The following is a 14,842-nucleotide window of genomic DNA, read 5'->3' on the forward strand; positions in this document are numbered from 1 at the left end:
GACGGCCACGACGATGCTAAGGGGGGTTTTGCAAGGACTGATCCTGCAAGGCCGAGGGGATAAGCCTTTGAGCGCTGTGGGGAAGATCATTTGCGGGCTGGCCGCTACGGGCGTCCTGAGCCTGTCGGTTGGGGTGCGGGCGCAGGCGAGCGATCCGTTGTTGCAGGACAGTTTCCGTGTCGGCAGCGAAGGCGGGGCGCTATGTCAGGCACAGAGCGCGACAGGCGATCCGGCGGCGCGGACCATGTTCGATCGCGCCTGGACGCTGGTATGCCGCGACGCGGCGCGCCCGGTTGGACAGGTCTATGCGCTGAGGCAGGGATCGGCCGATCCGGATACGGGACTGCTGGATCGGCTCAATGCTTCCCGCAAGGTGGCGGTGGAATGCAGCGCGGCCGGCAGCGCCACCTTGCCGCAGATCGGCGCGGCATTGATCCGCAACTGCACCGGGTCGCTCGGCGCCTATCGCATCGTCACGGTGAAGCGGGGCAAGACGCTTTATGCCGTGCAAGGCTATGCCGCCTATGCCAGCGCGCTCGACCTGGGATTGCGATCCGTCATGGCGGGGCGGATCGTGCCGGGAAAGGTCGATATCGCCACGGTCGGCAACAACGACACCGGTTTCGCGCGATTGCAGGCGGCGACACTCGATCCGCAGATCGTGATGGCAGAGGGCTACAGGCGGAACGCCTCAGGCAACTATGCCGAGGCGGCGGAATTTTTCGACAGCCTGACCGACCGTCTGGCGCGCGACCCCGATGCCCATCGGCTGACTCCGGCGGAACGAACCAACCGGGCGCATGAATATCTGGTCAATCGCGGGTTGCAATTGTCCAATCTGGGGCTGTTCGATCAGGCCGATGCCGCCTTTGCCAAGGCCCGTGCCGTGGCGACGGGCGATGCTGTCCAGTTGAGGCTGCGCCGGAATTTCGAGGCGATGCACCATATCAACCAGCGGGATCTGCAAGGCGCATTGGCGATATTGGATCGTCCGCTGACAGGCAGCGGCAATGGGCTGGAGCAAGGCGACGAGGTCGTCACGCTGACGCCGGAAGTCGCGGCGGAGATGAGCAGCGGCGTATCGCAGGCGCGGGCGCTGGGCGTGCGGCAGGATACGGTGCTGACGCCGGTCGAGCGGGCAGCGATCATCGATGCGCAGGCGCAGCAGTTGCGCGGCACGATCCTGCGCCTGTCGGGACAGCCGGGGCCTGCGCGCGAGGTGCTGGGCAAGGCATTGGCGAGCGCGGTGGCGATCCGCGACGGGCGCGTGACATCGATCACCCGGCTGCGGGCGCAATTGCTGGGCGAGATCGGGCTGACGTTCGAGGCGGAAGGGAATTTCGGACAGGCGGAGAGCCAACTCGACCAGTCGGTTGCCCTGCTGGGCGCGCAATATCCCGAGACGGTGGCGCTGAACGGAGCGCGGGCGCGGTTGGGCGCATTCCTTGTGCGGCGGGGACGCAGCGAGGATGCGTTGCAGGTCTATCGCGGCATCATGGCCTCGGCCCTGGGCAATCGCGCGACGCTGACCGGCATGGCGAACCAGTTGCAGCCCTATTTCGCACTGCTGGCGCGGGACATCCCGCAGCGGCCGGAACTGGCGGCCGACCTCTTCACGGCATCCCAGATGCTGGTGCGGCCGGGCGCCGCCGATACGTTGGAGCAACTCAGTCGCGAACTGTCCGCGGGAGACGGCGAGGCGGCGCGACTGTTCCGCCAGTCGGTTTCCCTGTCGCGCGATATCGAACGCGGACGGATCGCGCTGGCGCAACTGCGGCAGGCGGCCGAGACGGATGCGACGCTGGGGCAGCAGGTCGCGCAAGCGCAGGCGGAAGTCGATCAGCTCGCCACCGATCAGGCGAATACGCTGGCGGCGCTGGCGGCCTATCCGCAATATCGGGCGGTCAGTCCGCAAGTGCTGACGCTGGCGGAGATGCAGGCGACGCTGAAGCCTGGCGAAGGCTATTTCAAATTGGCGCAACTGGGTGACGCACTCTATGCGCTGTGGATCGACGGCGCTGGCGCGACCGGCTACCGGCTGGCGGCCGGCGCTGGCGACGTGGCGCAGAAGGTGGCGGCGCTGCGCGAGACGATTTCCATCGACGTGAACGGCGCGCAGACCACCTATGCGCTGGACGTGCCGATGGCGCGCAGCCTCTATCTCGATCTTTTCGGGCCGGTGGAACCGCGGCTGGCAGCGGTGCGGCACCTGATCTTCGAGCCGGACGGCGCCATGTTGCAACTGCCGGTCAACCTGCTGATCGCCGGGCAAAAGGGCGTCGATGCCTATCAGGCACGGGTCGCACAGGGCGGCGACGAGTTCGATTTTCGCGGGATCGAATGGCTGGGGCGCGACCATGCGGTGAGCACGGCCCTCTCGGCGCGCGCCTTCCGCGACGCGCGGGCGGCAGCGCCGTCCAACGCGGCGCAGAGCTATATCGGTTTCGGGGACAATGCGCCGCTCGCGGGGCCCAGGCTGACGGCATCGACCCGTGGCGTGCTGGCGGACGCTGGTGCGGACGATTGCGGCTGGTCGCCCATGCAGTGGAACCGGCCGATACCGGCGACCGAATTGCGGGAAGCGGCGCAGGCGATCGGCGGGCAGGGCAGCGAACTGGTGACCGGTGCGGCCTTCACCGACGAAGCCGTCACGGGGCGGCGCGATCTCGACAGTTTCCGTATCCTGCATTTCGCCACCCACGGGCTGGTGACGCCGCCGCATCCGGGCTGCCCGGCCCGGCCCGCGCTGCTCACAAGCTTTGCTTCGGACAAGGCTTCGGATGGGCTGTTGCAGTTCGGCGAGATTTTCGACCTGCGGTTGAATGCCGATCTGGTCGTGCTGTCGGCTTGCGATACGGCGGGCGCGGCGGGCGTGGAGACGACGCGTGCGGCGGGCCTTTCGGGCGGCGGCGGGGCACTGGACGGGCTGGTGCGTGCCTTCATCGGCGCGGGCAGCCGGTCGGTGATTGCCAGCCACTGGCCCGCGCCGGAGGATTATCATGCGACCGAAAGGCTGATGGCCGGCCTGTTCGCGGCCGCGCCCGACCAGCCGGTGGCGGAGGCGCTGCGGCAGGCGCAGGTGAAGCTGATGGACGATCCGGAAACCTCCCATCCCTTCTACTGGTCCGGCTTCGCGATCATCGGTGATGGTGCGCGTCCGCTGATCGCGCGTCGCTGATCGCCATGATGAGCGGCTTGTGGCGACGCGGTGCGCGAGTGGTTCGCGATGCCGGGCGCTGGCGGCTGGCCTCGACGCTGATCGTGTTGCTGCTGGCGTTGTTCGTGGCCGGCTGGGACTGGAACCGGCCGCTGGACGGCGTGTCCTCACAGCGGGAAATTCCGACCGCCGATGCCGAACGCGGGCTGTACGATTGGCGGGCGGCCACTTTCGCGCCGCGCGTGGCGCAGGACCCGCGCATATTGATGGTGGTCTATGACGACCAGACGTTGATCGCGACCCGGAAACGCTCTCCGCTCGACCGGGGGCTGCTTGCAAGGGCGCTGCGCAATATCGATGCGATGGGCGCGAAGTCGATCGGCATCGATATATTGTTCGACCAGCCGCAGGATGAGGATGCCGAACTGCTCGCCGCGCTGCACGCGATGCGCACGCCGGTCTGGCTGGGCTATGCCAATCTGGGCGACAATCGCGAACAGATCATCTTCGAGCAGCAGCAATTTCTCGACCGCTTCATGGCCCAGGCGCGGACGGATCGGGTGCACCCGGCCAGCATAAGGCTGGAAACCGATGCCGATAATGTCGCGCGAAGCTGGCCTGTTCCGACCAAGGGTCAGCCGCCGCTGCTGACCCTCGCGATGCAGCCTTCGCCGCCGTTCCGTGACTATCGGGGGGCGATCCGGTTCCGCTTGCCGCTCGCTCATGTGGATGGGTCGGAGGCGCCCGTGATCCCCAGCCTTCAGATCGATTTGCTGGCCGATCCCGCCATGGCGCCGGCCCTGGCATCGATGGTGCGCGGCCGCCATGTGCTGATCGGTGGAGACATCGTCGATATCGACCAGTTCGAAACGCCGTTGTCGGGGCGTCAGGCGCGATCGACCATGATCGGGCTGGAGGTGCATGCGACGATGCTGGCCCAATTGCTGGACGGCGCGAAGCTGCCCGCCGTGCCGGAGGGTGCGCGCTGGTTGGCGGCGCTGTTGGTGATCCTGGCCGCGGCGATCACCAGCCTGGCCGAATTGCGCTGGTTCACCCTGCTGCCGGCGCTGGCGGTGCAGGCGGGCGCGATCGCCGGGTTGCCGGTCTGGTTGCAGGCGCGGGGCTGGGATACCAAGGGGCTGCCCGCCGTCGGCTGGGTGCTTGGCTGGGTCTTGGCCTTTACCGCCATCGGGGTGACGGCGCGGGCGGTGACGTCGCAACAGCGCCGGTTCGCGCAAGCCGCGTTGGGCAAATATCTGCCGCGCGATATTGCCGCGCAAATCCTGGCCGAGCCTGAAAAACTGGCGCTTCACGGCGAGAAGCGGCCGATCTTCACCCTGTTCACCGATCTGGAAGGCTTCACCAAGCTCAGCCATGCCATCGCCCCCGAAATGGTGGCGCAACTGCTCAACCGCTATCTCGACATGCTGAGCGACGTGGTCCTGTCGCATGGCGGGACCATCGACAAATTCGTCGGCGACGCGGTGGTCGCCTTCTGGGGTGCGCCGATCGCGCGGTCCGACGACGGGCGCAATGCGGCGCTGGCGGCCTATGCCATGTGGCAGGCGGGGGAGGCTTTCCGCCGGGACCTGCCGCCCGGCGTGCCGCCGATCGGGCGGACCCGTGTGGGGCTGCATCATGGCGAGGCGATCGTCGGCAATTTCGGCGGGGAGGGCCGTATTCAATATACCGCGCTGGGCGACAGCATGAATACGGCCTCCCGTCTGGAAGCGGCGAACAAGGCGCTGGAAACCAATGTGCTGGCAAGCCGGGATGCGATGGAGCGGTCGGGACTGGACTGGTGGCGGCCGATGGGACGGGTCCGGCTGCGCGGACGGGCGACACCGGTGGATCTGTTCGAGCCGGCGCCGGATTTTCCGGTCGGGGATCGGGCGGAACTGGCCGAGATATTGGAGGCATTCGATGCGGAGGATGGCGCAGCGCGGGCCGAGGCCATGAAACGTCTTCAAATGCTGGTTAACCATCATCCGGAGGATGCGGCGCTCGCCAATCTGCTCTATCGTTGCGAATATATCGGGGAAGGAGGAATTTATGGCCTTGGCTAGGATCGCCGCGCGTGGGACTGCGGCAGGATGGGCGCTGGCAGGGTTGATCCTGGCGGTTTTCGGCACGTCGGCTTCGGCCGAAACCATGGTGGTCCGGGCGAGCGGTCCGTCGGCCGCGACCTATCGGCCCGGCAGCAAGCTCGCCGACGGCGGGATGGTCGCGCTCAAGGCCGGCGATGTGGTGACGCTGCTCGATGCGAAGGGCACGCGGACCCTGCGCGGGCCGGGCAGCTTCAGCGTGAGCGCCGCGGCAAGCGCTGCGCCCGCCAATGGAGTCATGCTTTCCGCGCTGCTCGATACCAAGCGGGTAAGGCGGGCGCGTACCGGGGCGGTACGGGGCAATGTCAGCGAAAAAGCTGCCGCGGCGCCCCGCCGTCCGAATTTGTGGATGGTCGATCTGGCCCAGCCGGGACCTTTCTGCGTGGCCGATCCGGCGGCGGTGCGGTTGTGGCGTGCCGATGCGGCCAACGCGGCAACGGTGCGGATCAGCGGCAACGGCGTCAATGCCAGCGCATCCTTCGCCGCGGGCGAGGCCGTGGCGGCATGGCCCGCTGCCGCTCCGATCCGCGAAGGTGCGGCCTATCATCTGGGCGATGGCGCCCGGAGCGCCGAGATCCGCTTCGCCCTGCTGGGCACGGCGGCGGCGCTGGACGGCGTGGCGGCCGGCCTGATCGCCCATCAGTGTGCGGCGCAGCTCGACCTTCTGGTCGACACGGCGGCGCTGGCGGACGGTATGGCGCGAAATTGACGGCCATGGCGCTTGTGGGCGCGTGGACGCGCTGATAACGCGCTCGGAACGGTCGCAAAAGGAGTGGGGGGTGACAGGCCGAAAGGGCCGGCGCCTGCCAAGAAGGACAGGGTAGGGACAAGGCGGCTTCAGGGACGAGCCTGCCGGACGGTTTGGGGACGTCTATGCGCGATAAGGGGTTGGCCAGGACAACGGGGCTGAAGCGCCTGGCTTTGGCGGCGACGATGCTGATGCCGGTGGCGGCCCTGGCGCAGGTCGCGCCGCGCGCGCCGACGCGTGAGGAACTGACTCGCGGCCAATTGCCCGGCGATGCGGCGCGGGAAGGCAGCCGGCTGAGCGTGGTGGGCGGAGTCGAGCGGGCGCCCTGTCCGCTGGCCGATCCGCGCTATGCCAATGTCACCGTGAATTTTGCCGATGTGCAGTTCGACGGCCTGCGTGTCGTCGATCCCGCAGCCCTGAAGGACAGTTGGAACGATCTGGCTGGCCGGGACGTGCCGATCGCCAGCCTGTGCGAAGTCCGCGACCGGGTGGCGACGGCCTTGCGCACCATGGGCTATCTGGCGGCCGTGCAGGTGCCGCCCCAGCGCATCGGGAAGGGCGGGACGGTTCGCTTCGACATCTTCATGGCGAAGCTGGTCGCGATCGAGATACGCGGCAATGCCGGGTATAGCGAGAAGCTGATCGCTGCGCATATGGAGGCGCTGAAGGGGCAGCCGGTGTTCAATGTGCGCGAGGCGGAGCGGCATCTGCTGCTGGCACGCGACCTGCCGGGCTATGATGTGCGACTGGCATTGCGGCCGGCGGGGACTGCGCCCGGCGAAGTCGTCGGTGAGGTGCAGGTGGTGCGGCAACGCGTCGAGATGGACGTCAATGTCCAGAATCTCGGCAGTAACGCGGTCGGGCGTTTCGGCGGGCTGGCGCGGGTGCGTTTCAACGACATGACCGGCATGGGTGACAGCACGGTCTTCAGTATCTTCAACACCGCGCAGCCCAGCGAACAGACCGTGCTCCAGGTCGGACACAGTATGGCGCTCGGCCATGACGGGCTGCGGCTGTCGGGTGACCTGACCTATGCGTGGAGCAAGCCGGGCATAGCCGGGGCGCCCCTATCCTCCGAAACACTGATCGCGACGGCGGCGCTCAGCTATCCGCTGGTGCGGCGGCAGGTGCATACGCTGCTGGCCACGGGGGGGCTAGACGTTGTGAACCAGGATCTGCGGTTCGGCACGGGCGGGGTGAAGGTGCCGCTGTCGCGCGACCGCATCCGCGTCCTGTTCCTGCGGCTGGAGGGGGAGGTGATCGATCCCGACAGCATCGTCAGCACCACCGGCTATTCGGGGATCGAACCGAAATGGCGGATCGGCGGAGCGATGGAGGTGCGGCAGGGTGTGAGCGCGCTGGGCGCCAGTGAGGCTTGTGGTCCCGCCGCCGCGAATTGCGCCTATCCCGCCATTGCGATCAGCCAGCTGGATGGCGATCCGTCCGCCTTCGTCCTGCGGGCGAGCGCGCTGGCGGAATATCGGCCGGTGCCGGACGTCACCTTCTCGCTCGCGTCCAGGGCGCAATATAGTCCGGATATATTGCTGTCCTACGAGCAGATGAGCGCCGGCAACTATACGGTCGGGCGCGGCTATGACCCCGGCATATTGACGGGCGACAGCGGTGTCGGCATCGCGGCGGAACTGCGTTACGGCAGGATCACGCCCAAGGGACCGGGTGCCGTCGCCCTCCAGCCCTTCGTCTTTTTCGATGGCGCGTGGATGTGGCATCAAAGCGCCAATTATGCCGGGCTCGATCCGCAGAAACTGTATTCGGCGGGCGGCGGCGTCCGTGTCACATGGTCCAACCATGCGCGGCTTGACCTGACGGCGGCCACGCCGCTGCGCAAGGCCGGATTCCAGACGGAGCGGGGCGATACGCGCCTGCTCTTTTCGTTCACCACGCAGCTCGTGCCGTGGAGGCGTTGATGATGAACAGATCCCCCGCAAGGCTGCTGCGTGGTTGCGCCAGCGTGATTGCGTTCGCCGCCGTGTGGAGCGCCCCGTCCCATGCGCAGACCGGATTCCAGGGCACGCCTTCCGTCATAACGGGATCGGCATCCATCAATCCCGGCCGCGACACCATCACGGTGAATACGGCCGAAACCGTCATCAACTGGACACCGAGCGATACCAGCGGAACAGGCGTCGTCGATTTCCTGCCAGCCGGAAACGCCGCGCAGTTCCAGACCAATGTGAGCGTGCCGTTCAGCGATTACACGGTCCTCAATCGTATCCTGCCGGTCGATGGCGGCGGCCTGCCGGTATCACGCATCGTGGCGCTCAACGGCACGGTCCAGTCCAGCCTGTTCGGCAGCACGGGCGGGAAGATCTGGTTCTACGCGCCCGGCGGCATCATCGCGGGGCCGAGCAGCGTCTTCAATGTCGGATCGCTGGTGCTGACCAGCAACGACATCGATACGACCGGCGGACTTTACGGCAGCAATGGCGAAATCCGCTTCCGCGGCACGGCGGGCAGCACGTCCGCAGTCGAAGTTCAGTCTGGCGCGCAGATCAATGCGCTGGCGGCAGGCAGCTATGTCGCCCTGGTCGCGCCGCGCGTGGTGCAGGCGGGCACCGTCAATGTCGACGGTTCGGTCGCCTATGTGGGCGCGGAGGAAGCGGACGTCCGTATCAATAGCGGGTTGTTCGACATCACGATCACGGCCGGGACGGGCGATGCCAACGGCGTGGTGCATAGCGGCACGACGACGGGCCCCGGCTCCAGCGGCATCGGAGATTCGCAGCGCATCTACATGGTCGCGGTGCCCAAGAACAACGCGCTGACCATGTTGTTGTCCGGCTCCATGGGATATACGCCGGCCGTTTCCGCGACCTCCGACGATAACGGGGTCGTGCTTTCCGCCGGCTTCGATGTCGCGGGTGGCTTTGCCGATTTCGCCCCCAACGGCACCCAGGGTGGCAATGCCAGCGGGCATATACTGGTCCAGTCCGGATCGGGGACGCCCACTCATTTCCTGAACAGCGTCACGGCATCGGCCGAGAATGGCATCGCCCTGAACGCGGCCCAGTTCGGGTCGATCGTCGCGGATGGCGACATGATCCTGACCGCGAGGAACGGGGCGAAAGGTGGCACGATCGACCTGCTGACCTTTGGCGGGACCGGCGATGCTGCGACCAATGGGCAGATCAGCATTGCGGGCAGCCTGGGATTGAACGCCAATGGCCTTGGCAATGCCGGGGTGAGTGCGCCGCCTTTGATCGGGGAAGACGCCAATGGAGGCTCGATCAATCTGATCGCCACGGGCGGATTGATCCAGGCGGCATCGCTGAACGCCAGCGCATCGGGCTATGCCGGTTTCGGCAGCGACCGTTCGGGCAATGCCACCGGCGGCGCGATCGCCTTGTCTGCGCTCACCGCGGCAGGCCCCAGCGGGGCGGAGGGCGGCACGCTGCGCTTTGGCAGTACGACGCTGGACGCGTCGGCGGCCATGGGCTTCCAGTCCCCGGCGCCGCCGATCGACGGCGGCAATGCCATGGGCGGCAGCATCATGCTGACAGGCACGGCCGGGGTGGCCGGCATCGGCGCGACCGGCGGCCTCGACCTGGGGTCCGTGACCCTCTCGGCGCTGGCGACGGGGGGTGACGCTGGTGCAGGTCTGGCGGGCAGCGCGACAGGCGGCAATATCGGCCTGATCCTGTCCAGTGGCACGCATTCATGGTCGACTCTTGATGCCGATGTGTCCGCGACGGCGGGTTCCGCGGGCGACGGCGGCCGTTTCGGCGGGGTAACGCCGGGTGCGACCGGAATCGATATCGACGTCGGCGGGACCGGCAGCCTCGTCATCAGTGGCGGCGTATCGCTTTATGCGGACGCCGCCGGGGCGGGCGGCCTGGCATCGGGCGCGACCTTGCGGGGCGGACGAATCGCGGTGGCCGCGCATGACGGGGGAAGCCTGAGCATCGCCCAAAGCCTGTATGCGACCGCCAATGCAAGAGGTTATTCGGGGGATTCCCTGGCGCTTCCGGCGCCGGGTACGCCCGATGCGGTCGGCGGGACGATCAGCATCGGCGCGGCGGGCGGCAGTTTCAGCGCGGCCGATCTTTCCGTCTATGCCAATGGGTCGGCAGGTGACGCACCGGGCGCAGCGGGCAATGGAACCGGGGGCAATATTACCCTGTCCGCCAGCATGTCCGGCGGACAGCGGGGCAGCTTCTCGCTCGATTGCACGAGTTTCTTTTGCGAGGCCTCCGCCAATGGCGACGGCGGCTACGGGCTCAACGGTGGCAATGGGACGGGTGGCACGATCCTGCTCTATGCCGCAGATGCCGATTTTTCCGCCTTGGGCGATTTGCAGATGCACGCCGAAGGCCATGGCGGGGGAACCGCCTATGACGGACTGCCCGGCCGCGGCGGCGATGGACTGGGCGGCAGCGTGACGGTGGAGAGCCGTGCCGGAACCGGCGTGATGACCTTTGGCAATCTCTCCTTGTCGGCGTCCGGCACCTCGGTGCCTTCCATCGAGGGGATCAGCTTCAACGACGGCGATGGCGGCAACGGCACGGGCGGCACGGTGAACCTCAACGTGCTGGGCGGCAGCCTGACCGCCGGCATGGTCGATGTGCAGGCCGCCGGTTTTGGCGGGGCGTCGGCCATGAATTGCCCGAGTCCGATCTGCGAGGGTGGGGGGACAACGCCCTTCCATGCGGGCAACGGACTTGGCGGAACGGCCGGATTCCTGATTTCAGGCGGCACGGCGACCATCGGGACGCTGACCATCGGCGCTTCCGGGTCGGGCGGCGCGGCCGATGGGATGGACGTCGCCCCGTCAGCGGCGGCACTGGCCGGAACCGGGCAGGGCGGCACCGCACGGATGGAATCGCGTGGTGGCGACTTGCAGATCACGACGCTGGATATCGATGCGAGCGGCTTTGGCGGCGAAGGCATGGCCTATTACGCTCCCAACGGTGCCAATGGCGGAACCGGCACAGGCGGTAATGCCGGATTGCTGATGACCGCGGGCAGCAGCGGGCAAGTGCGGGTCGATGGCGGCGTGACCGTTCAGGCCCTGGGCAATGGCGGCAATGGCGGCCAGAACGGTTTCGATGACCAGGGCCTTTACAGTGCCGGCGCGGGTGGCGGCGGGACCGGCGGCACGGTCGACGTGACGTTGGCGGGCGGCATGCTCACAACCCCGTTCCTGTCAGTGTCGGCCGTGGGCACGGGCGGCAACGGAGGCAGCGACAACAATGGCGGCGCGGCGGGTGACGGCGCGGGCGGCACGGCGCGCTTTTCCTATCTGAACGAAGGCCATCTCATCGGCGATGTCACGATCAAGGCCGACGGGCTGGGCGGTCAGGCGGGCAGCAGCCGCATCTTCATCGGCTATGACAGCAATTTCAAGCCGATCTACGACAATGGCAATGGCAGTGGCGGCGCGGGCGGCAACGGTGCGGGCGGCAATGCCGCCATGCTGGTCGACGTCGATCCGGCCTTCACGACCCTGATCGTCAGCGCGGATGGCATCGGCAGCACCGGCGGTAACGGGGTGACGGGCAGTGACGGGGGCGTGGGCACGGGCGGTATCGCGGCGCTCAACCTGGCCTTCGGCGCGACCACGGTGAGCGATACGTTGAGCGTGACCGCCAATGGCCTGGGCGGCCTGGGCGGTTCGGGTTATGACGATGTCGGCGGGCGTGGAGGCGATGCCTCTGGCGGATCGGCTACCCTTGCCCTGTCGGGGACATCGACCGTGCTGGATGCGGGCGATATCGCTGTGTTGGCCCAAGCGCTGGGCGGAATGGGCGGCGCTGGCGGATTACGCAGCGGTTCCGGGCTTGCCGGGGCCGCGGGCGGCCATGCGACCGGCGGCAATGCCTTGTTCGACATCAGCGCGGGTGCGACGGCGGTCCTGGGCGCCGCGTTGCGGATCAGCGGCGATGCGACGGGCGGCGCCGGGGCGCCGGGCACAGCCGGGGCGCTGGGCGGCGCTGGCGGAGCAGGAGGCAATGCGAGCGCGGGGTCCGCCACCTGGCGCATCGATGGCGCGCATCTTGGCTTTGCAACGGGTTTGCCCAGAACGCCAGGCTATACCATCACGGCGGTCGGTCAGGGCGGCATGGGCGCGGATGGCAGCGCGGGGAGCAATGCGGGCCTGAGTGGCGGCACGGGCGGTCGCGGTGGCGATGGCCAGGGAGGCACCGCGGCCTTCCAGGCCAATGATGGCGATTATGCGCTGGGCGGTCTAGACCTGCTGGCTGATGGGTCGGGAGGGGTCGGCGGTACTGGCGGAAACGGACCGGCAGGCGCGTCGGCGGCGGGTCTGACTGGTCTTGGCGCGGGTGGCGCGGCCAGCTTCGTCAATGGCGATGGCGGCACGCTGATGCCGGGGGCTCAGCGGCTGATCGACGCGCTCACCATGCGTGCCAGCGGCACGACGGGCGGACGCGTGACCTTTGCCGACAACAGTATGGCGGTCAATGGTGGACTGCGCGTCAGCGGATCGGTTGGGCTGGTCAGCGCGGGTGCGCCGGTGGCGGGCTTTTCCGGCATCTCCGTCAGTGCGGCCAACAGGGTGCAGATCGGCGGCAACGCTGATTTCACGAGCGACGGTCCGCTCGCTTTCGCCTTTGCGGGGATAGGCGGTGTGGCGGTGACGGGGGCACTGACAGGCACGTCGGGAACGAATATCGCCCTCAGCCATAGTGGCCGACCGGCAGGGAGCGACAGCCTGTCTGCCGACAGCATCCTGTTCACCACTCCGGGGGATGTCAGCCTGCTTTCCGCCGGATCGCTGCGGGCGGTCAACAGCCTGACGATCCTGAGCCAAGGTGGCAATATCAACCTCGCCAGCGGCAGCGTGCTGGATGCAGGCACCGACTTGCGGCTTTATGCGCTGGGCAGCCTCGATGGCGCGGGCGCCAGCGTGGCAGCGGGCGGAGCTGTGGCGATCGGCCTGGGAAGCGCGGGTGATATCCTGCTGGGCAATCTGACCTCCGGCGGATTGCTGGATCAGGCCGATGCCAGCGGCAATGCGCTGGGCACAGGTGGTATCGCGATCGGCGGCGATTTCGCCGTCAGCGGACAATTGAGCATCGGTGCGGGCAGTGGAACCATCTCCGCCGCCAGCATCGTTATCGGCACATTGCTGGCGGACAGCCAGTCGCTGACTGCAAGCAGCGGCGGGATACGGGTCGGCAATGCCGCCCTGACCGGACTGTTGCAGCTTCGTGCGCTGAATGGTCTGGCGCAGTTGACCGGGCAGGTGACGGCCGGGTCCATCGATATCGCCGCCGCCGGCATCGCCAGCAATGGCCTTGGCGCATTGACGGGCGATCTGCTGCTGCAATCCGGCACCAGTCTCACGGTCACGAATGCGCAGGCGGCGGGTGCCATCGGGATGATCGCCAGCACGGGTGGTCTCACGATCGGCAATGCCATCGCGGGCGGCAATCTGAGCCTGACAGGGCTTGGGATCAGCGCCCAGCGGCTTGGCGCGGGCGGGCAGAGCCTGTTGAATGCCGGGACGGGTGTGCTGAGCGTGGCTGACATCGCCTCCACCGGGGCTATCACCGCAAATGGTGCAGCCGTGAGCCTGGGTGCGGGCGGCGCCATGATCATCGCGCAGGCCACGGCCACTGCGGGGGCATTGACGCTGGATGCAGGCGGTGATCTGAGCATCGCCAATGCCTCTGCCACTGGGCCGACGACTTTGAACGCCGGCGGCCTGGCGAATATTACAGGGACGCTCGGCGCTCCGACGATCGCCATTGCGTCCGGCGACATCGCTATCGGCAACGCCGCGCAGATCGGCAGCCTCAGCGGCACGACCAGCATCGGCTTCCGGTCGGTGAATGGGCAGCAACCGGCCTATATCGGCGGCGGCGATGTGACGGGAGCCTATAGCCTGTCGGCGGCGGAACTGGCGCGGGCGGCGGCGGGCAATATCGCCATCGATGCGCCGTCGCGCGGGACTGCGACGCCCGATCTGATCGTCCAGGACCTGACCTTGGGCGCGGCCAATCTTTCCGGCGGGGGGACGCTGAGCATCGGTACGGGCGGGCGCCTCAGAGTGCAGGGTGCGCTGCGGCTGACCGGACGGTCGGGACAGGGCGGGCTCGCATTGTCGGCGGGACAGGCATTGGAAATCATCGCCGGCCCCGGACTGATCGATATCAGCGATGTGAATGGCGGTCTGGCGGGCGTATTGTCGTTAAGCGCCCCCAGCGTCATCGCGGCCACCCTGTCGGCACTGTCGGATGTGGCGGCCACACCGACCCTGAACGGCCGGGAATTGCGGCTGGCGCAGAATGACGGACTGGTGAGCGATGCGGGAACGTTGCGTGCCGGGACGATCAGCGTCGATGTGAGCGATGCCTTCTATATCCAGAATAGCGGCATTTCGAACCTTTTCACCGACCGGCGCGGGTTTACGGCCGACCGATTGCTGATCGCATCTCAAGGCACGAGTCCGCAAATCGCCATCAACGGCCAGCTTGTCCGCTCGACCGGCGGTTTTGCGACCGGGCTGGAGACCATTCCGCTGGTGGCGATCGCCGGAGGCTTTGCTCCGGGTTCGAAGATCAACGGCTGCCTTATCGGGGGGGCTTGTTTCGCCTCGACGCTGGAAAATCGCGATACTCTGGATGCGGTGCTCGATCCCTCGGTGGCGGTGGGACGCATCTTCACCTTGTCCCTGATCGAACTGCGCGACATCATCGCCCAGGGTTATCCGCCGCTGATCGACGAGCCGGTGACGGGCGCGGGCAATGAGGATCTGTGGGAGCGGTCCTGCGGCAGCGCGGACGAACCGGGCTGTGGCGACAATGACAAACGCTGATGCGCGGCCACAGACAAAACGGGATTGAAACA

At 67.4% G+C, this 14,842-nt stretch carries 5 protein-coding genes; all 5 read left to right on the forward strand.

The annotated features are described in order from the left end of the window. The first annotated feature begins 76 nt into the window (after window positions 1-76). The 5 genes from YP76_RS12975 (at window position 77) to YP76_RS12995 (ending at window position 14,810) form a co-directional block, all read left to right on the forward strand. A complete protein-coding gene (locus YP76_RS12975) occupies window positions 77-3,178 on the forward strand; it encodes a CHAT domain-containing protein (RefSeq protein ID WP_408640438.1) in 3,102 nt (1,033 codons plus the stop codon). Window positions 3,179-3,186: 8 nt separating this feature from the next. Then, window positions 3,187-5,223, forward strand: a complete 2,037-nt coding sequence (locus tag YP76_RS12980; RefSeq protein WP_232307533.1) for an adenylate/guanylate cyclase domain-containing protein — start codon at window positions 3,187-3,189, stop codon at window positions 5,221-5,223. After that, entirely contained in the window at window positions 5,210-5,971 is a 762-nt protein-coding gene (locus YP76_RS12985) for a hypothetical protein (protein WP_046763991.1), read from the forward strand. Before YP76_RS12980 ends, YP76_RS12985 begins: the two co-directional genes overlap by 14 nt. Window positions 5,972-6,135: 164 nt before the next feature. After that, complete coding sequence (locus YP76_RS12990) at window positions 6,136-7,938, forward strand: ShlB/FhaC/HecB family hemolysin secretion/activation protein (protein WP_046763992.1); 1,803 nt, start codon at window positions 6,136-6,138, stop codon at window positions 7,936-7,938. Beyond that, window positions 7,938-14,810: a hypothetical protein gene (locus YP76_RS12995; RefSeq protein ID WP_046763993.1), complete on the forward strand. Its 6,873-nt coding sequence runs from the start codon at window positions 7,938-7,940 to the stop codon at window positions 14,808-14,810. The genes YP76_RS12990 and YP76_RS12995 overlap by 1 nt, the downstream gene beginning before the upstream one ends. Window positions 14,811-14,842: the final 32 nt, after the last annotated feature.

The organism is Sphingobium chungbukense, from assembly GCF_001005725.1.
GTDB classification, from domain to species: domain Bacteria; phylum Pseudomonadota; class Alphaproteobacteria; order Sphingomonadales; family Sphingomonadaceae; genus Sphingobium; species Sphingobium chungbukense.